We start from the raw sequence: 18,402 nt of genomic DNA on the forward strand, positions 1-18,402 counted from the left end.
TTCGACCGGCACTCCAAAGGAGCGGAATGTCGCTGTGTAACTATCATAATCGTGCAACTCACGCTAGCTGAAGTGCTGAGGAGAAGCGGTTTGAGCAGTGAGGTGGCCGACCAAATAAATCTCTCAATAGCAGCGTTCGATGGGCATGAAGCTGCGGTGTCGAAGATGACTATCGCTTCGCAGCGACACTCTGGTGATGTGGTGGCCAAAGATTACAGAACTGAACTAAAAATCAGAAGGACAACGTCTTGAGCCAGGCGGAGAATGAAGTCGTCGAGCACATGCTCTCGTCATTGACGACCAGCTGGTTGCAGAGTCGTATCGCGCCCTCTGACGAGGGCTGATGCGTCATTTTGGGCTAGCCTGCGAGAGAGCGGGACTGATCGCGACGGAGAGAGAGCAGTACGGGTATTGAAACATGTTTCACGCGAGATCAACGAGGCGCAGCCGATGCTCGAGTTCATTGATCGCGGTGCGGATCGACTAAATTGAGCTCGACAGACGGAAATTCTTCGCACCAGTGCAGATCCAGCTGTTCGATCATTCAGTCGAACGCGTACGTCTCATCAGCGCTGCGTCGAGATCTGCGACGGTGAGCCGAGGGGGAGGGCCGGTCTTTGTGGCCGATGTCAATGGCTGGGAACTTGTCATCGGAGAAATTGAGCGAGCCACGTGTTGTTAACATCGGATGCGCGCCGTGTCTCGTAGAAGGTCGAGCGGCATTAGGCGCGATGGGCTGCAAGCTTTTTAGCTCAGCTATTTAGCATAAGCGTTTGAACGCAGGGGGAAGTGGGGCCGCCTCCGCAAGCGACAGCAAAGTAGCAAGCCTAAGCGTCCCGCTGCCAGGGTGCCGGCACCCGGCACCGTCGGCCCAGCTCGAAGTAATTCATCGGCGTAGCGCTGAGCCTAAGGTTGTGTAATTGATGGGAGCCGTCCAGTTTCGTCGCTCCGCGTCGTCAGCTTATCGACAGCTGGCTCTCGTATCATGAACATCGCTACTCGCTGGCAGAGTCGCCTCAAAGGGCCAATTTGGCGGGGGACACCGGGATAGACTCCAATATCAACTGATCCACGAGCGAGACTTCGCCTGGGTTCGCTGCCCGTCTGAAGTTATTCGGGGCACTCGCAGCAGCGTATTCGCGCCGGCGGTGCGTGGCCCCGCTGTGTGATCGCATCTCATTGCAGTTAGTCGGTGGAGCGTTCTCCATGGTGGGTTACCAGTTCTAAGATGCGCCGCCCCGGCGCGTTTGCTTCATTTTGCTACCGAAGAGACGATATCGATGAATGCAGAACAGCTCGGCGCTGGTACTCCTTCCGCAACGTCCGATTCGGAAAGCTCCGAACCGGGCTCTCCGCCCGCATCGCAGTGGGGAGAGGCCTTAACGGACGTTCAGGCGTCCGCTGCCGAGGCGGCTGCCTCGCAGGAAGAGATGTTGACGGACTGGGCTGCCGAAAACGGGCAGGGGCAACATGAGGATCGGCAACAGGCGGTAACGAGGGCTTGGCGGGGCGCGGGTGATCTCAATGAGCCGTTAGATCTGTCGTCTCTGTCCCTGACCGCCTTGTCGGCGTCCATTCCGGCCGGGTTGCGCCGCCTGAATGTCGACGATAATCAGCTTGACAGCCTGCCCGAGACCCTTCCGGCGAGCCTCCAACGGCTCTACGCCAGCAATAATCGGCTGACCAGCCTACCCGAGCTTCCACCTGGGCTGCGGCGGCTCTATGCCATCAGCAATGGGCTGACGCGCCTGCCCACAGAGCTGCCGCGGGGATTGCGGCGGCTGAATGTCGACAACAATCAGCTGACCAGCCTGCCAGAACGCCTTCCAGCAACGCTTCAGGAGTTGGACGCCAGCGGTAACCGCCTGACCCACCTGCCTGGGCTTCCAGCTGGGCTCCAGCGTCTGAACGTCGACTACAATCAGCTGACCGACCTGCCCGAGCCTCTTCCGGCCGAGCTCGAATGGCTCAGCGCCAGCCACAACCGGCTGACCAGCCTGCCTGAGACGGTCCCGCCCGAGCTGCTGTGGCTCGGCGCCAGCAACAACCAGCTGACCAGCGTGCCCGAGACCCTGCTGACGCAGCTAAGCCGTAACTCGAGCGTTGATCTGGAGAATAATCCGCTCGCCGATTGGGTGCAGGCCAGCCTGGCAACAGCGATGCATGCCGGACACTATGCCGGCCCGCAGGTTTTCTTCTCGACGGCGGATGGAGCGGTGGAAGTTCAGCCGCGGTCCCTGCAAGAGGTTGCTGCGGACTGGCTCGAGGACGAGCCCATGGCAATGGCCACTTGGCAGCACTTCGGCCATGAAGCGGGGGCCGCGGACTATGCACGCTTCCTCGACAGGCTCCGTGGCACCGTGAACTATGGCAACGAGGCGTTCCGCCAGGCGGTCGCCGAAGATTTGCGGCAGGCAGCCGTCAGGCCGCGTTTGCGCGAGCAATATTTCCAGTTGGCTTCGGGGGCGAACGCGAGCTGCGAGGATCGCATTACTTTGGCCTGGAACGGCATGCAGACCGCACGCCTGAACGCTGATGTCGAGGACGGCGTCTATGATGGGCGCCTTGGCGAACTGCTCCAGCACGGACGCGTCATGTTTCGCTTGGAAGCGCTAGACGAAATCGCGCGCGAGAGGGTCAACTCGCTTCGTCGTGCCGATCCCGACGCGGACGTCGATGAAATCGAGGTCTACCTTGCCTACCAGACCCAGCTGCGCGACCAGCTCGAGCTGCGGCACATCGCTCCCGACATGCGCTTCATGAACGTCTCTCACGTGACCGAGGATGATGTGGCCAGCGCTGGGGCATCGGTGCGGAATCAGGAAGCGGCGGAATTTGCCGATTATCTGGCAACACGCTGGCAACCGTGGGAAAGCGTGACAAGGCGCATCGCGCCCGAAGATTATGCTGCCATGCAGGAGCGGCTCGTCGACGCGATGGGCGAAGAGTTTCAAACCCGTCTGAATCTCCGACTGGCCGAGGAAGGTTTGACAGGCGATGCCGATGCCGAGCGGGTGCTCGGAGCCCAGATCCGAAACGAGATCGCCCGCGAGATCAAAAGTGCGGTCATGCACCGGGTGCTCGGGAAACTCGGCCTTGATCTATGAGCCTCCTCTGATGGAAGGGCCCGTCGATCCGCCTAGCCGCTCACAAGGTGAAGACAGTCATCGATCCTTTCGAGGACGGGCGTGTCTGCATGAGCTATTCGGCCAATGAGCTGCCGTCCTGCCGGTCGCGTGATCGGTGCGGACGATCACGGTAAGGATGGGCAATCCACTGCAGATTCGTACACCGCAATTCATGCGTTCGCGCCGCGTTGAGAACGCTATTGAAGACTGCTCATAGCCGGACGAATAACTGGCAAGCAGATCGGAATCTCAAGTAGCCCTTGTGGAACGTAGGCTGTCGATATCAGTGCCCCGAGATCGATAGGCGTTTCGCAGCATCACACTCGTATCCAGATCGCGAAACATGCTGTAGTTCCGTCGGATCCATTGATGCAGCTCGGTGGACCAGTCCTTCTCGTTGCGCAGATATCCAGTGAAGGAAAAGCTAAGCCGGTCTATATATCTCTTAAGGAACAGCGGAAGCGCGGGAATCCGAAGCACCCGCTCGCCATCCATCGCTTCAGGTAATTCGCCACGCAGCACGAATTCATTGTGGACGGTGACTAGCGACGCCGGTGGAATTCTCCGCCGCAGCATTTCATAACCGCGAAACGAGATGCGGTCAGCGCCCGCGACGAAGAGGATGATAGGGGCGACATAGCAGCGCTGCGTCTCCTTCATGAAGCCGATCTCATCGCACATCTTAAAGAATTCGTCGAAGGCGTGAAAGCCGAGATCGATTACCTTGGGTACCCGATCGTGGATGACAAGAGGGTCCATCAGCTGCATCTTGCCGTAAGTGTCGATCACATCCGCGGTCTCCGTGATATTGGGGAGGTAGTCGAGCAATGACGGCTCTTTCAAGTTGACATCAAACGACAGCGCTGTGCCGTTTTTCAGCAACAAGAACTCGCTCATGGCCCGAGCGATGAGAGTTTTACCGACCTGCGGGCTAGGAGAGCAGATGATGTAGATGGGGGTCGCTAACATAGCCAGCAGATCAATTGTGTTTTGTACGTGGGCCCGACCTGAGCTCGCCGAATATGCGACTACTTCTCGCCGGCCCGGGTTGCGGACTTGGCGCCGGCCAATTCCGTCAAGTTGATGCGATCAAACTCGCTCCAGACGTTTGCCAGCCAGTGCCGGACATAGCCGCGCAGCACGAAGGAGTTGTTCGCGGGTTCATCGTTCCGCCCCTTGTTTGCGACGAAGTCTATGAATGGGACGGATGCGACTTCCACCTGCTCATAAGCCATCTCGTTAAGCTTCGGTATGACCAACTCAGTCGCATGTTTGATGCGGTGAAAATAGGAATTATAGGTCGCTTGATCCCACTGGAAGAATTGAGTGTCGTTGATGAAATTCTTGACCAGATAGTACTTTGCGCCGCTCATGAAGGTCGCGGTTTCCGCGATCTCGTCTAGCGAAGCGATGGATGATCCCAGGATATGGAACACGGCAAACGTGATCTGGCCAGACCGCGCCGAGTCCAGAAATCCGATGTCGCGCAAGGAAGCCAACGCAGAGGACAGTAATCCTGCGCGAGCATCGATGACAGTGACGGACAGCCCTGAGTTCAGGGTATCGAAGATCTTCATCTGGTCAGCCGTCGTCGTCATGTCGACGATCTCGGTGATCTCGGGATAAAAGCGCTTCAGCGTTCCCCGCGGCGACTCCGTGTCGAATGCGCGTATTTGCACGTTGTTGACGCTGAAGTAGTCCAGTAGCGTTCGTGATACGGTCGTCTTGCCGACTCCTCCCTTGTCCGCACCGACCACAATTACAACTGGCTTCACCATGGAAATCTCCTGAGATACTCGCTATTGCCGCGCGCAAAGTGCGCAACCGGCGCGTCTCTGCTTTGGGTGTGAACATGGCAGAAAGAAGGGACAATGAACCTTCGATGCGCGAGCTCTACAACCGATGAACGTTTTCAACATCAAGCGAGTGACGTCGTTGGAGCGCAACGACGATGCAGGCTGAGAGTGGGGAGCAAATCACTCGTACTGGTGGTCTACGTGAGGTTTGTGGGCGGCTGGAAATGCGCACGACCACGAATCAACTGTCTGCCTGTGGTGGTCGTTGCGATTGCCATAGGTTATATATCGCCGCCGCTATCCAGATTGGCATGAAGCGACCGAATCTTACGTAGCGTCAGACTGCGAGCTGGTGGAAGCGCAATCGAGGCGGTGCTACGCGGTTCGGCTATGGCTTGGCAGATCATAAAAGGTCTGCTGGATCAGATCGTCGTTTCGGCAGATAGCGAAGTGGCTGGTCAATTAACCGAGAGATGACCCTGAACGACGAGCTCTCACTCTGCTGAGAATATCGAGATATGCGGGCGCTGAAGCGGGCTGGTGACGCAAATAGCAAGCATGCATCTGCTCGCGCCGAGGCGAGATTAAAGTGTCATGGAGAACAAGATCGAAGGGTGAGCGGGGCGCCGGCCGACGGCTCAACATCGGTGGGGAGCGATATCGAGGACGCTCCGTTAAAAGAAGCCGGCGTCGTGCGACCGGAACCCGTGATCTTTGTCTTAGGCGCAGATTTCGCCGATGACGCTGCGTGGTGCGGGTTCAGCAGATCCTTTAGGGGATGAACGATGGGCTGGCGCATGTGCGCTCTCGCTGGGCCGCTTCCTTTGGGGGGCGGTGTACATTACGGTTTTAAAGCGCCCACTCTGATCACCACTACTAGGCAAACCCGCCTGAACTGGGTTGCTAGGTGCGCGCCCACTTCTCGTTCTTCTGGTCGGTCGCGCTTTAAGATAATTGGTCTGCATATTCGGCCTCGGCATAAAGCGACATCACGCTCGCTTTCATATCGGACAACCACCGAAGCGTCGCCAGGCGCCCCCCCTTGAGTTTGTGCTGTAGGCGTCGATCCCGCTGGCGCCACGGTACAGAGCGCCAGCCTACCACGGCAAGGCAGCTCGAGCACAACTAAACGCGACTAAGGCGGATACTTACTGCAAATGCAGGGAGGCGTGGAAACAGGAAGCATCAACCTCATAGCTGCCGTTCAAGGCCGCCGAAAGTAGCGATCCCCTGGGACTGCGAAGAGCTCCGATCCGGGCATCGCTGGTTAAGCCGGAACTGAAAAGAATGAGGACCAAGCCGTTTGGTAAGGGGTTATCTCTAGTCTGAGCCATTTCCCCAATGGCACGACCACAGTGGAAGCTCGGCCTCAGCGTAGCCCTCGCTGGGGCCGTTTTCTTGGTGATATCGCTATTTGCATATCGCTACCCTGAAGACTTCAATTGGGTGGCGCCGTCGGGGCGGCGTCTAGCTGCTCGGCGCCGGGCGCGGGTGTGGTCCCCGATGGCATTTTGGTCGGCTGCGCTGCGTCCTTTGGGGAGCGGCCGACGATAATTGTGAGCAGACCCTCGCCCCACAGCCGCCGCGCTGCTCTCTTGGCGTCCTCCAACGTCACCCCATCGACCACGGCGTTGTGCTTTTCGACATAGTCGACGGGCAGCTTGTCAAGCTGATGCTGCAGCAGCGTTCGCGCAAGCTTTGATGATGTGTTCAGAGCCAGCACTTGCGAGCCCTTCAGGTAGGACTTTGCATCATCGAGTTCCTGCTGAGTCGGTCCTTCCTCGGCGATGTGGCGGACCTGCTTCTCGATTTCTTCGACCGTTTGGCCGGCACGATCGGTGGAGGTGCCGCTATTGCCGAGAAACATGGCTGAATGATCCAACCAGACCAGGTGCTCACGGACGTAATAGGCCAGTCCGCGCTTCTCGCGGACTTCGCGGAACAGGCGCGACGTCAGGCCGGCGCCGCCGAGGATGTGGTTGACGACATAAGCGGCCATGAAATCTGGCTCGCTGCGACGGACGGCTGGACCGCCAAAAGTCACAACTGTCTGCGGCACGTCGAGCGGAATAAAGACCCGCTGCGGCGGCTTTGCTGCGACGACTTCGGTAACCGACGTCGCTTCCGCTTTGGTCGGCAGGCTGCCAAAGGACTTGTCGAGCAGTTTGCAGAGCACCCCTGGATCGACGTCGCCGACTACCGCGATCTTGAGCGTGTCTTTTGCGATCACGCGTCGGACATAACCCTTGAGATCCGCGACCTCGATCTTCGGCACGCTTTCCAGCGAGCCTCCGGCTGGGCGAGCATAAGGATGATCGCTAAAGGCAACTTCGAGGAACTTGCGATGGGCCAGAGACGAAGGATCGGTCGAGTCGTGCCGAAGGCGCGCAAGCACAGCGGCACGGATCCGTTCGACATCGGCCGCGTCGAAACGCGGCGAGGTTAGCGCCATCCGTAAAAGGTCGAAGGCCTCGTCCGCATTGTCCTCGAGCGTGCGCAAGGCACCGCGGAAGTGATCATGGGTCGAGCGAAAACGCAGCTCAATGGCACGACGGTCGAGCCGCTCGTGAAAGGTCTTGAAGTCAAGGTCGCCGGAACCTTCCCTGAGCAGGCCAGCAACCATGTGGCCTACGCCAGGTTTTTGAGGGGGATCCTGAGTCGCGCCGCCAGTGAAGGCAAATTCCATCGCGATCAACGGGACAGTGGAATCCTGCACGAACCAGGCTTCTATACCGCAAGGCGAAACCAGGCGCTTGATCCTGGTCCGCGCAAGCGTCCTCATGGCCGCAAGCGAATTTGGCGAAGCGAGCATCGCGATTGAAAGCGAGGCCCCCCCGAGGAGGATCCCACGTCGTGTGCAAGGATGGATCACTAGGGCTTCTCCCCGTCTTTTGGCGTAGACTCTCTGATGAGATAGCCAGTCACCGATCGTTTCTTGTCGAGCCATTTCCGCACGGCCCCGGGCACCTGCTGTGCACCGACCGCGCGGATGCCGTCCGACCAGCCTCGAATATCGTCGATGCATAGTCCCGTTGTCAGGCCGCGGCCATACCAGCGCGCGAGCATTTCCTGATCGTCCTGGGCGTAGGTTACCTGCGCGATCAACCGCGTCTTGACCCGCTCGAGATCTTCGGCGCTCGCGGGGGTACGCGCAAGGTCGGCGATTACCTCGTCGATGGAGCGCTCGATCTGGCTGAGTTTGACGCCAGGTTTTGGTATGGCAGAAATCTCGAATAGCGAGGGATCGAGCGCGGCAGAGTGGTAGCGCGCTTTGGCAGTGACCGCGAGCTGCTTTTCGACCACCAGCGAGCGATAGAGATATGAGTTGACGCCGCCGCCCATCAACTGCTCGAGCACATCAAGCACTGGACCCTCGCCTGCGGCCGCGGTGCGAGCCGACGGTACGAGATAATAGCGGTGCAGGGCTGGCTGCTCGACGCGGGAATCGGCCAACGTCACTGTGCGCGGCGCGGCCGGCGTCGGCTCCTGCGGCCGCAGGCGTTCCAGGGGAATCGATGGTTGCGTGGGGATGCCGCCAAACGTCCCCTTGACCATCGAGCGGACTTCCTTGGGGGCGACGTCGCCAGCGACAATCAGGATCGCGTTGTTCGGTGCATAGAAGCGCTGGTAGAAGGTAAGCGCGTCCTCTCGGGTAAGCTTTTCGATTTCCTGGCGCCACCCGATAATGGGGCGACCGTAGGGGTGGTTGAGGTAAAGCGCCGCCATCATCTGCTCAGCGAGCCGTTCACCTGGATGGTTGGCGACGCGCTTATTGAATTCCTCCAGCACGACGTCCCGCTCGGACAGCACGTTCTCATCTTTGAGACTGAGGCCGGTCATGCGGTCGGCTTCAAATTCCATCATCTTGCCGAGGTGCTCGCGCGGCACGTGCTGGAAGTAGCTGGTGTAGTCGAATCCGGTGAAGGCGTTCTGATTGCCGCCCGCGCGCAGCACGGCCTTGGAGAATTCGTTCGCCGGATGTTTGGAGGTGCCCTTGAACATCAGGTGTTCGAGGAAATGCGCAAGCCCCGATTTGCCAGGCGGCTCGTCGGCGGAACCGACCTTATACCAGATCATCTGCGTCACAACGGGTGTGCGATGATCCGGGATCACGACCACCTGCAGGCCGTTCTGAAGCGTGAAGCTAGCTGGTCGATCTGATCTGATCGTGTCGGCAAAGACGCTATCCTCATCGGGAAGGTATACGTCAGTGTGATCATCAATTCTGTGCTCGACCGCCGGCGCAGTGCGCCTCGTCGATTCGGAGACATTAGCGGCGGTACCTCCCGCCTTGGCGGTGACCGAAATCCGGTTCTTCATGGCATCGCCTTTCGTTGCATACTGATCCACGTTTATGGCGGGCAAATCCGATAAACCGGGGAGCCGCAGGTCGTTTTGGAAAACAGCAGAGCAAAAACCGGACCAATCGCCGAATTGCGTGCTCACAGCCGCGCGCACCTCAACTGGACACAAAACAGAACCGGCGCATAATTGTCTGGCCAAAGGTGAGCCGTCGACGGTCGTGAACACGACATTGCGCACAACGCGTCAGGACAACTTGGCGTCAACTGACGGAATGGAAACTTGCAGAAAGGGTGGATTGAGCGGCGATATGGCGCCAGTGCACTTTAGGCAGGCTCGCTGTTACACATCTCGCTTTACACGATGAGTGGCTTGGCAATATTTCTCATGGTCGCGAGGCGGGAGTCGGCGAGCAGCTCCTTGGAGTACACTGCGCCGAAATAGTCCAGGACGAAGGTGCCAGAATAGCGTAGATTATGCGACGCGCGGATTAGGTTATGGAGAATTGTGGCGGCTTGGTCGATGCGGTCGCGATAGCGTGCGCGGATAACGTTAACGGCGTTCATCGAGTGGACCGCCTCGTCGGCAATAACCTCCCGCAGCCAATGATGGAACGTGTTGTTCCCAAGGGCATCATAAAATGGCTTTTCTGCTGCATAGGCGCGGCAAGTGCACATCTCATCAAACGCGATTATAACCATTAGGGAGAATTCGTCCTTCAGGTGTTCAACGATCGGACCAAAATCATGCGTTCGGGCGTCCAATCTCGCCCGAAGATCCTTTTCCGACCCGTTAGCAACAAGTTCAATGATTCGGATGAATCCGTCGGTGTGGCGCTCTTCGTCAATCGCCCAAGCGTTGAAGAATGCCGCAGCTTCATCGGAAGCAATAAGATTTCGCGCCACTAATTCTTGTTTCAGATACCGGGCGTCATATTCCGTGTACAGATCAGGCCACAGTTTGTCCCAACGAGCGCGGACAGTCGACGGCTCGGCGGCGAACATCGCTGGCGTAAGAGCATCGAATAATTCTTTTGGACTCCAGTTCCGTCGAAACGGCGTGATCATCCGAGTGCCCCTAATCGCGTACCGCGCAAGCGCTCCGGCTCAACATTGTTGTCATCTGTTGTCAGCCGTACGCTCGCACAGCATATGCTACAAACAAACAAGAGATGCCGTCGTCTCCTTATTTTGGTAGGCTGATGGCCAGAGGCCTTTCGGCTGGCTGACGCCTCCTCTTGAATGGCGCAGTAGCCTTTCGTGATGCACACGGCCGCAAAACCAGGGACACTCGTCATTGCTGGTCGCCGGTCCAACACGGCCTCACTTGACTCCGGCGGCGCCGCCATGCTGACAGGCACCATAGTTTCAGCAGATCCACGACGCCGCCTGTTGAGGGGGAGGACTGCGGCACGTTTTGAAGCACAATGAGCGGCACACGTGGCATCGGATGGGAGGCCCAGGCACCAATTGGATGTGTAGTCTACGTCCCAGGAGATCCCGGCCGTTAGCCTCGAATAGGAACTTGCGGCGATAGTACTTGAGATGAGCATCGATGAGTATCTCTGGCCTTCTTCGATTTCGTTTAATGAATCCCTGTGCACTCCCACCGCGCAAGCGCACTGCTAAATCAAGTAAACTGAGCCACGGAAGGTTATGCGATTACCTGCACGACCTGGTAGATCGCCTAGTGTTGCGAGATTGAGAGGATTTGTCTCTAAGCAGCATTTCGGTTGTCGACCGGCGAGGTAAACAACTGCTCAGTCTCGCTAGCGTCGATGAGACGGAGGAAGTCACAGTTGCGTGCCGTTTGCTGTTTAAGGAGGCAAAGGGATGCCGACAAAGCGCCGGCCCTCTTCGTCCTTCAAATCACCAATAAACGGATTGCTCATTACTCCTGAGGATTCGAAAGACAGGCCAGATCACAGTCATCTGATTGAGATTGCAAGCCGAAACGTGCCTCGTTCCCGTTAGCTATTTCTACATTCCGCTATCCAACCAATAAGCTGAGACAACGGGGTGCAGAAGCGCCCGGATGGAGCACTGCCGAGCCGGGTTTTATGTGGATGTCCTCCTTGTGGAACACGTTCATTGTCGGTCCCCCTCATGCCGACAAGAGTCTGCCAACCATTCACGCCTTCCACTCTCTTCCGCTCCGACCGCTAACGGATCGAAAATGGTTTTCGAGCGAGTTCTTGCCCGGGATAGCAGGGGAGGAGATCCACACATGACCGAACCGGCCGTTATGGAAAACGTGCGCCGCTATCGCGCGATAGCTTCGTTGTGCCGTCAGTCCGCCGCATTTCGGCCAATCCAACGGGACTCATTACTAGCGCAAGCTGCAGCGTGGGAGGAACGCGCGATCGCGGAGCTCGAGAGATACTTTAGTCCTCGGCCGCATGTTTCCGTTAACGGCAGCGGGCGCTTCGCAGATCCACGATCGAACAATAAGTAAGGTTCACGAGGGAGAATGGTGGCCAGGTGATCCAGTTGCGCAAGCCAGCCGTCGCGAAATCATGTCGGCGTTGGCGCTACTGTCTTCCGCTGCGGCAAAGATAAAAGCTGCCTGCTCGCGCATTTGGCATCTTTGTTCTTGTTCCACTTGTCGCCCTGCTTGGCGGGATTAAGCGCCATCATCGAGTCACTTACCTCAGCAAAACCCAACGCTGCTGCGCGAGCTTTCGCTGGGCGATTGGATGTGTAGAGAGGACGAGCGGTTCGTCGCCATTGAGCCGGAGCTGACGTTCCAGGAGGATATCGCCTGGGTTGTTGGCCAGCGGATGAGTGAGCTGAGATCTATCGTCCAGGTGCTTTCATCTCATCCAGCAAACTTAAGGTTTTGAGGATATCAACCACTGGCGGCTTGGAAATGAGCGGGTATGGCGGGGTTGCCATCAAAGATCGACCCGGAGGAAGAATTCGATGGCGCCGAATTCTTAGTAGAGACTATGTTCTGGAAACGTTTGACTATCAGTTCAGTACTGAGCCATTGTTCGTGGGTCGTCTCATTCATCCGTCGCGGATACACTTGGCGTGGATGGGTTGCTGATCCTGGTTATAGATGTCGGTTTCATTGTACGAACGATGTCGCTTCGCAGGGAATTTAAGTCTTGAGCCTCCACGGCGGCTGATAATCGGCTAGCTGTCGGTAAGCTGGCAGACAGGCACCAAGCAACTGCGAACCGCCCTTGTTCGTTGACTACCTCTCACGGTACGGTGCGTGCCGGCCATCCGCTTGCAGTTGTGGGTCCGGATTGCCGTTCTGCGTCGTCCCTTCAAGGGCGAGCGACAGCTTGAGATTGTTGCTCAACATCGGATTTCCTGGGTCAATTGCCAGAGCCTGGCGGTATAGCGTTTGCGCCTCGTGATGGCGGCCCTCGTGATCGAGCACAACACCTTTGGCATTCAGTGCGCGCAGGTCGCCGGGTGCTGCAAGCAAGATGTTGTCGAGCACCTCAAGCGCCTCATGAGGGCTTTCACGCATCAGCAGGCCCCGCGCAAGGGGAATCGCCGCATCGACATTGTCCGGTCGTTGCTTCAGCGCATCGCGCAAAGCCTTCTCGTCAGCATCCCGACCGAGGGCGTGAGAGATGCGCTCGCGCATAGCTGGATCGACCTCCTTGGCCCCAACCAGCTCTGCCGTAGACGTCGGCTGCTGTGAAAGACCCGACGTGTGCGAGTTAGCGCAACCCGCGAGCAGCACAATGGCAAGCATGGGGAGAAAGGCCGAGCACGAATGGCGACGAAAGTTACGCCAGCGCCGCAGAAGATTAATCTTACATGAATTCATAAGCGACCTCACGACCCCACACCTGTGCTCGTCAACCGGCCGCAGGGAGGAGGTCACGATGCCCGCCTGTAGGAGTCTTGTCCTTGCCAGGCGCAAGTTTGACGGAGCCAATCGGCTGGACGGTGAAATCCGAGGCGAGATCCTGATACGAGAGAACAGGTAGGTCTATTCCATTGCGGGTGAGAAAGCCGCGGACGAAGCGCCGGATATCCATCGAGCCCAGGATAACTGGCTGGTTCTGACTGCGCGCGATGCTCGAATGGATCTGGCGAAATTGTGCAAGTAGCATCTCGCTTTGCCGATCCTCTAAAACGAGGTAGGGACCGACAGCGGTCTCGCGTACCGCACCTCGCACGATATCCTCGGTCTCACGCTCGACGATAAAGGCCGCCACAACACGATGGGCGTTGGCATAGCGGTGACAGATTTGCCGCTTCAGAACGGAGCGCACATATTCGGTGAGCAGTACGGCACTTTGCTCCCGTTCGCTCCATTCTGCAAGCGCCTCCAGAACCAAGCGGGTGTTCCGGATCGGGATGCCCTCGTCCAGCAAGCGACGTAGCACATCCGCGATGCGAGGGATCGGTGTCGTGCGCAGCACCTCCTTCACCAGATCGGCATATTCCTGCTCCATCCGGCTAAGCAGCTGACGCGTTTCCTGAATGCCCACCAGGCGCTGTGCATAGCGTGTCAACGTCGACTGGACGCGCAAGGCGATGATTTCGCTCGGACGGTGGTGCCCTATTCCGGCAGCTTTGAGAGCGGGCGCATGGCCTTGTTCGATCCAGATCCGATTCGTGTCTGGGTCCTGCCAAAAGGGGATCCCGCTCAGTTCAATGTTCGCCACGTCGTCATTAAGTAAGAGTTGTGTCGGGTCAATGGCGCCCTCTTCCACCGGCACTCCTTCGACATCCACCCGGAATTGCGATTGGGCCAGGTGCTGTGCGCTTTGGGCCGGAATGCGTGGAATTGTGATGCCAAGATCAGCTGAAACCAGTGCCGAAACCCGTGCGACGCACTGCTCGAGTTCCCCTACGTCGATTGCCTGCATCAGGCTCGGCGCTAGCAACAGCGTAATCGGAAGTGCCTCCGCGGGCACGGTTTGCTTCTGACCTTGTGCGGAAGCGGGAGCCGAACCGGTGGGACCGGCGCCGGCCTTGAGAGCGGTCTTGCCCTCTTGCACGCCAACCTTGAGAAAGCTGGCAGCGGAGAACAGCGCGGCCAGTATGACAAAGGGCGGCAAAGGGAAGCCAGGAACGAACCCCATCACAAGCAAGACACAGGAGGCCAAGCGTAGCGCTTGTGTGCTGGCCGTAAGTTGGTTGACGATATCGGCGCCGAGATTGAGTCTGGAAGGACCGTTGACACGAGTGACAATGGTTGCGGCTGTAATTGACAGCAGCAGGGCCGGAATCTGCGAAATGAGCGCATCACCGATCGTCAGGATCGTATAATGATGCACCGCCTCCTCGAGGGACATGCCCTTGGAGAGCGATCCGATCGTGATGCCACCCAGCATGTTGATGCAGATGACTATTAGTCCGGCTATGGCATCGCCCTTCACGAATTTCATAGCGCCGTCCATCGCGCCGTGCAGTTGGCTTTCTCGCTCCAGCGCGCCGCGCCGGCTGCGCGCTTCGTGCTGATCGATATGGCCGTTGCGCAGCTCCGCGTCGATCGCCATCTGCTTGCCCGGCAGCGCATCGAGCGTGAAGCGCGCAGATACCTCCGCCACCCGCTCGGCGCCCTTGGCGAGAACCATGAACTGCACCATGGTCACGATCAGGAATATGACAATGCCGACGGCGATGTTGCCGGATATGACGAAATCGCCGAACGTATGAATGATGCTGCCGGCATCGCCCTCGGCGAGGATCAGTCGCGTCGTTGCAACGGTAAGAGCGAGACGAAAGACGGTGGAGATCAGGATGACGCCCGGCAGGGACGAAAAGTCGAGCGGCGTGTTGAGATACAGGGCTACCATCAACAGCAATATGGCAAACCCCAGATTGAAGCCGATCAACATATCGATCATGACGATCGGGATCGGCATGATCATCATTCCGATCGCCAGAAGAAGCATCAACGCGACCATCAAATCCGGGTGAGCCGGCGCGCGCGTGATGAGATTTCGTAGAAGGTTGGCCATGAGAAGCCTTATTGTTGTTTGATTGCAGCTGTTCTGCCCCGCAACAAAACATAGCGTTTGAAGACGGCTTGCGCTTCGATCATGCGGCCAGCGTGGCGCAGGGCGTGGCTGCGCATCAGCATCAAGGGCGGACACGAAGACGGCTCGTCATCCAGTTTGTCAAGCCTGTCCAATACCGACAGTGCTTCGTCACCGCGACGCTCCGAGATGAGAGCGTAGGCCAGGATGCGGAGCAGGCCGATGTCTTGAGACTGTTCGTGAGGGACCAGCCGCAACAGAGCCAGGCTCTTGGCGCTCTGTCCGCACGCAAGGTAGACATAAGAAAGCACGCAGAGCAAATCTCGCTCCGGCCCGGAGATCAGCTCGATAGCGCCGGCTTCGGAAACGATCGGCGGCTGTGTAGATGTGAAGTGTTGCACTTTGTCTGGCACGACCATTGCTAGCCTTTGATCAAGCCGTTGTGACTCTGCCGGAGCAGGATTAAACGTTGCAGCTCCAGTTGCAGAAGGGCGGCCCCTTCACGTGGCACCAAATCCTCTGGCGCGGCTGATAGCGTATCAGCCAAACGCTCCAGAAGAAGGCCGTGTTGCTCTGGACGCAGAACATGCGAATGACGTAAGCGCGGCGTCACGAAGGAGAGCAGACTGTGCGCGAGATTGGGCTCATTAAGCCAAGCGAGTTCCGAGCTTGGCTCGATCTGACCTGGCGGGGCGCGCGCCTCGTCTAGATTGATGCGCGAAACTGCATCGATCGAACTGAGCTCGAGCGCGCTCTCGATCGTGGCGTCCACCAACCGATCCGGCACGTCACTGTGACGAGAAAGTGAGGTGTGGCTCTTGGGATCATTGCCACGCGTCCGGTCAATCCCGATGGACTTGGCTCGAGAATTGACCGGCGTGATGGCAGATGCATGATGATCAACGTTTGGCTCCTGAAAAGAGGTGCCGGGCTCGACGGGATTGGGGGGCAGCCTAGTCATGGCACTTTGCTTCCTTACCTGCGGCCTAAACGCTAATAGGGTAGAGTGGCAAGCCGGCCATCCCGACTCAGCAGAACACGCCCTTCCTCAATCCCGTAGACGGTCCATCCATTGCTTAAGAGCGCGCCGACGAAATACTTTTGACCAGCAATGACAATATAGGGGTCGCTCCCGCGCCAAACAGCTTGGACCCCAATTGCGGGAGGCGTCTTCTCATCCTTGATAGCCACCGCATTGACGAGCGTATAAGCGCCATTGCTATTGTGATCAAACCGCTGCTGGACGTCTCGCCATGTGGCGAGCGAGGCGGGCGTAACGGTGCCATCGGCGGTGACAACGCCCGCCCCAGAGCCGACCTTGATGCCGACAAGGCCCGCTCTGTGAACTTCCTCTTGCAACCGTTCGGCAGCGGCATCGGTGGCCAGAGCATCAGGAGCGCTGAGCGCCAGCTTGGGCGCAATGTCCGGAGCAGGGGACGACGGACTTGACGCCACGGTGGTGTCGGTCTGGACGAAACTGGGTGAGACTGCGCCAACCGCGGCAGAGCTGATCAGGACCAAAGCAAGAAAGGCGAGCGATATATGCCGGCGGTCGATGGAGCCAGCTTGTTTGTAGTCCTCGATCGTCCAGCGAATGGACATCGCCCCGGCATGCAAAACGACAGGAAGAGGGACAACAATGGATTCGTTCGGTAAAACAGTCTCGTGCCCCTCGATCCTAACGTCCCCCGCAAGGGCCTCGATCTCAATTGAATTGGAATGGGGGGTGACACGAATATGGTGCGGTTCGAGGCCTTGTTCGACGAAGATCAAGTCAGCATCGAGGCTGCTGCCAATCAGACACGATCCGACCCCCACTTTACTTGTCAGCCCGGAGTAACACCCCGACAACACTTCGAAATGCGGGCAATTTGGTTCATTCACGGTCGGTTTCCTGAACAGCGAACGGAACCGTACGGCAAAACCGTACGGCCCGTGCGACTTCACAGACTAAGCAGCCGGGGAAAGTGGGGCGGCGACGTCGCCCCATCTCATCCCTTACTGCACCCGCTCATCGGCGGCTTTCTTGACGGTCGAGAGCTCGGTCGAGACGACGCGAAGTTCCACATCCCTCTCAGCAGCCTTTGTGCTGGTCAAAGTCAGGGCGGCGATTTGCCGTTGGAATGCCGCCTCTCCAGCAGCTTCAGCAGCCGTGGAAGCGGCTGCAGCAGTAGCGGTGCCGGCTGCTCCACCTGCAGTCGAGGTATGAGACGCACCAACATTTTTAGTCATACTATTCTCCTGTGTGCTCGAATTTCGCCGCGACGTGCGGCTCCTATTTCCTAACGTCGCAACATGCGACGTCAGGAATCCTCCTCTGTCTCGGCCATGACATCGTCGAAATGGCTCATTGCACTATTCGCAACTTGGAGAGCAGCGGCTCCCAAAGCGGCGCTGAACGCTTGCTGCATAGCGGCTTCGTGCGAGTTTCCGCCCGGAGTGGGCGCGCCGCCGTTTACGGGAATGTTTGCATCAGGCGATCGGGCGTGATCGTCGCGCTCGCCAGGCTTGTGAGATCCTTTTTTGCCGCCGCTTTTGCCGCCAGCCGCATGGAGGTCAGCATCAACGTGCCCAGCGGCGCTAGAGCTCGTAACGCGCATCGGGTTCTCCTATGTCAATTCGATCGGTGCCAATGGAGGCAGTTTCCGCCCTCCACTATGCAAGTATTAGCTTTCGACAAGCTGACGAGTCGTAGAAAATGCAATGAGCCGATGGTCGATCATCATTATACGTCTTCACCAGCCGACCGTATTTGAACAAGTGTGGTAACAGCGATGCACTCTACCACAACGTCGAGCACACCTTGTTGGTCACGCTGGTGGGGCATGACCGCCCGCGAAAGCTGGAGATCAGATGGTTAAGACAAACAATCGTTTGTGAAGCTTGATCGGGTGAGCGCGTTGCTCATCGTTTCGAAAGCTTCAATAGCGGAATACCAAAGTCACCACTAACAAAAACGTTTTGAGGCCGACGTGCTGCAATCTCGGGATCACGTCTCTTGCGATGCCTCCGAGCTCTTTCGACAATTCGCTTGCAGTCAGGCGAAGCGGCATGGGGCTTGAGCTGGTCGGAGCGAGGCGGAAAGCCAGAGTGACGGCCGATTCAGCGGCCAAGAGCGGTTCCTCGGTCCTGGCGGGCCCATAGCAGATTCGTCAATCGCGACCTGCTTTCAGGGAGACCTAGCAGAAGCCCGCCAGTCGAGAAAGAGCCCTTCGGACTT

Annotated in this window: 14 protein-coding genes and 2 pseudogenes; 3 read left to right on the plus strand and 13 right to left on the minus strand. The window is 58.0% G+C overall.

Annotated elements, in window-relative coordinates; all coding sequences use genetic code 11:
- Nucleotides 1-1,280 precede the first annotated feature (1,280 nt).
- Nucleotides 1,281-3,107 (plus strand): NEL-type E3 ubiquitin ligase domain-containing protein, encoded by a 1,827-nt coding sequence (locus tag GA0061098_RS12520; RefSeq protein WP_091956592.1) that lies wholly within the window; start codon nt 1,281-1,283, stop codon nt 3,105-3,107.
- 270 nt (nt 3,108-3,377) lie between these two features.
- Here the strand turns inward: GA0061098_RS12520 and GA0061098_RS12525 are convergent, their stop codons facing one another.
- From GA0061098_RS12525 to GA0061098_RS12550, 5 genes are all read right to left on the minus strand, one after another.
- A complete protein-coding gene (locus GA0061098_RS12525) occupies nt 3,378-4,097 on the minus strand; it encodes a hypothetical protein (RefSeq protein ID WP_091956593.1) in 720 nt (239 codons plus the stop codon).
- A 59-nt stretch (nt 4,098-4,156) separates the two neighbouring features.
- Nucleotides 4,157-4,906, minus strand: coding sequence for a P-loop NTPase family protein (locus tag GA0061098_RS12530; protein WP_091956594.1), 750 nt, complete (start codon nt 4,904-4,906; stop codon nt 4,157-4,159).
- A 1,456-nt stretch (nt 4,907-6,362) separates the two neighbouring features.
- Nucleotides 6,363-7,736: a M16 family metallopeptidase gene (locus GA0061098_RS44900; RefSeq protein ID WP_245323273.1), complete on the minus strand. Its 1,374-nt coding sequence runs from the start codon at nt 7,734-7,736 to the stop codon at nt 6,363-6,365.
- A 59-nt stretch (nt 7,737-7,795) separates the two neighbouring features.
- On the minus strand, nt 7,796-9,244 hold the full coding sequence (locus GA0061098_RS12545; RefSeq protein WP_430649265.1) for a M16 family metallopeptidase: 1,449 nt from the start codon (nt 9,242-9,244) through the stop codon (nt 7,796-7,798).
- Nucleotides 9,245-9,582: 338 nt separating this feature from the next.
- Entirely contained in the window at nt 9,583-10,293 is a 711-nt protein-coding gene (locus GA0061098_RS12550; protein ID WP_245323244.1) for a hypothetical protein, read from the minus strand.
- Nucleotides 10,294-11,452: 1,159 nt separating this feature from the next.
- Between GA0061098_RS12550 and GA0061098_RS46045 the strand changes: the two genes are divergently transcribed.
- Entirely contained in the window at nt 11,453-11,680 is a 228-nt protein-coding gene (locus tag GA0061098_RS46045; RefSeq protein ID WP_091956595.1) for a hypothetical protein, read from the plus strand.
- A gap of 59 nt (nt 11,681-11,739) precedes the next feature.
- Here the strand turns inward: GA0061098_RS46045 and GA0061098_RS47750 are convergent.
- The 7 genes and pseudogenes from GA0061098_RS47750 to GA0061098_RS12585 form a co-directional block, all read right to left on the minus strand.
- Nucleotides 11,740-12,032: pseudogene (locus tag GA0061098_RS47750) on the minus strand (hypothetical protein).
- A 392-nt stretch (nt 12,033-12,424) separates the two neighbouring features.
- Nucleotides 12,425-12,829: a tetratricopeptide repeat protein gene (locus tag GA0061098_RS12560; protein WP_245323246.1), complete on the minus strand. Its 405-nt coding sequence runs from the start codon at nt 12,827-12,829 to the stop codon at nt 12,425-12,427.
- 217 nt (nt 12,830-13,046) lie between these two features.
- Nucleotides 13,047-15,164 carry a type III secretion system export apparatus subunit SctV gene (gene sctV / locus GA0061098_RS12565; RefSeq protein WP_091956597.1) on the minus strand — a complete coding sequence of 706 codons (2,118 nt, stop codon included), beginning with the start codon at nt 15,162-15,164 and terminating at the stop codon, nt 13,047-13,049.
- An 8-nt stretch (nt 15,165-15,172) separates the two neighbouring features.
- The gene (gene sctY / locus GA0061098_RS12570) at nt 15,173-15,601 is read right to left on the minus strand and encodes a type III secretion apparatus assembly chaperone SctY (RefSeq protein WP_091956598.1); all 429 of its coding nucleotides are present in this window, start codon (nt 15,599-15,601) and stop codon (nt 15,173-15,175) included.
- Between the two features lie 2 nt (nt 15,602-15,603).
- Nucleotides 15,604-16,143 (minus strand): hypothetical protein, encoded by a 540-nt coding sequence (locus GA0061098_RS12575; RefSeq protein WP_091956599.1) that lies wholly within the window; start codon nt 16,141-16,143, stop codon nt 15,604-15,606.
- A 32-nt stretch (nt 16,144-16,175) separates the two neighbouring features.
- Nucleotides 16,176-17,066, minus strand: a complete 891-nt coding sequence (locus GA0061098_RS12580; RefSeq protein ID WP_091956659.1) for a SctD/MshK family protein — start codon at nt 17,064-17,066, stop codon at nt 16,176-16,178.
- A 114-nt stretch (nt 17,067-17,180) separates the two neighbouring features.
- Entirely contained in the window at nt 17,181-17,414 is a 234-nt protein-coding gene (locus tag GA0061098_RS12585) for a nodulation protein NopA (protein ID WP_084674877.1), read from the minus strand.
- A 526-nt stretch (nt 17,415-17,940) separates the two neighbouring features.
- On the opposite strand from GA0061098_RS12585, the pseudogene GA0061098_RS47755 reads away from it, so the two are divergent.
- Nucleotides 17,941-18,012, plus strand: a pseudogene (locus GA0061098_RS47755) (hypothetical protein); the annotation flags it as partial.
- Nucleotides 18,013-18,103: 91 nt separating this feature from the next.
- On the opposite strand, the gene GA0061098_RS43685 reads toward GA0061098_RS47755, so the two are convergent.
- Nucleotides 18,104-18,295 (minus strand): hypothetical protein, encoded by a 192-nt coding sequence (locus tag GA0061098_RS43685; RefSeq protein WP_129590840.1) that lies wholly within the window; start codon nt 18,293-18,295, stop codon nt 18,104-18,106.
- Between the last annotated feature and the right edge of the window lie 107 nt (nt 18,296-18,402).

Source organism: Bradyrhizobium shewense (assembly GCF_900094605.1).
Classification (GTDB): Bacteria; Pseudomonadota; Alphaproteobacteria; order Rhizobiales; family Xanthobacteraceae; genus Bradyrhizobium; species Bradyrhizobium shewense.

Coding starts and splice junctions, on each gene's coding strand:
- GA0061098_RS12520 (WP_091956592.1), top strand. CDS start 1,281: ATGAATGCAGAACAGCTCGGCGCTGGTACTCCTTCCGCAACGTCCGAT.
- GA0061098_RS12525 (WP_091956593.1), bottom strand. CDS start 4,097: ATGTTAGCGACCCCCATCTACATCATCTGCTCTCCTAGCCCGCAGGTC.
- GA0061098_RS12530 (WP_091956594.1), bottom strand. CDS start 4,906: ATGGTGAAGCCAGTTGTAATTGTGGTCGGTGCGGACAAGGGAGGAGTC.
- GA0061098_RS44900 (WP_245323273.1), bottom strand. CDS start 7,736: ATGCTCGCTTCGCCAAATTCGCTTGCGGCCATGAGGACGCTTGCGCGG.
- GA0061098_RS12545 (WP_430649265.1), bottom strand. CDS start 9,244: ATGAAGAACCGGATTTCGGTCACCGCCAAGGCGGGAGGTACCGCCGCT.
- GA0061098_RS12550 (WP_245323244.1), bottom strand. CDS start 10,293: ATGATCACGCCGTTTCGACGGAACTGGAGTCCAAAAGAATTATTCGAT.
- GA0061098_RS46045 (WP_091956595.1), top strand. CDS start 11,453: ATGACCGAACCGGCCGTTATGGAAAACGTGCGCCGCTATCGCGCGATA.
- GA0061098_RS12560 (WP_245323246.1), bottom strand. CDS start 12,829: ATGCGCGAGCGCATCTCTCACGCCCTCGGTCGGGATGCTGACGAGAAG.
- sctV (WP_091956597.1), bottom strand. CDS start 15,164: ATGGCCAACCTTCTACGAAATCTCATCACGCGCGCGCCGGCTCACCCG.
- sctY (WP_091956598.1), bottom strand. CDS start 15,601: ATGGTCGTGCCAGACAAAGTGCAACACTTCACATCTACACAGCCGCCG.
- GA0061098_RS12575 (WP_091956599.1), bottom strand. CDS start 16,143: ATGACTAGGCTGCCCCCCAATCCCGTCGAGCCCGGCACCTCTTTTCAG.
- GA0061098_RS12585 (WP_084674877.1), bottom strand. CDS start 17,414: ATGACTAAAAATGTTGGTGCGTCTCATACCTCGACTGCAGGTGGAGCA.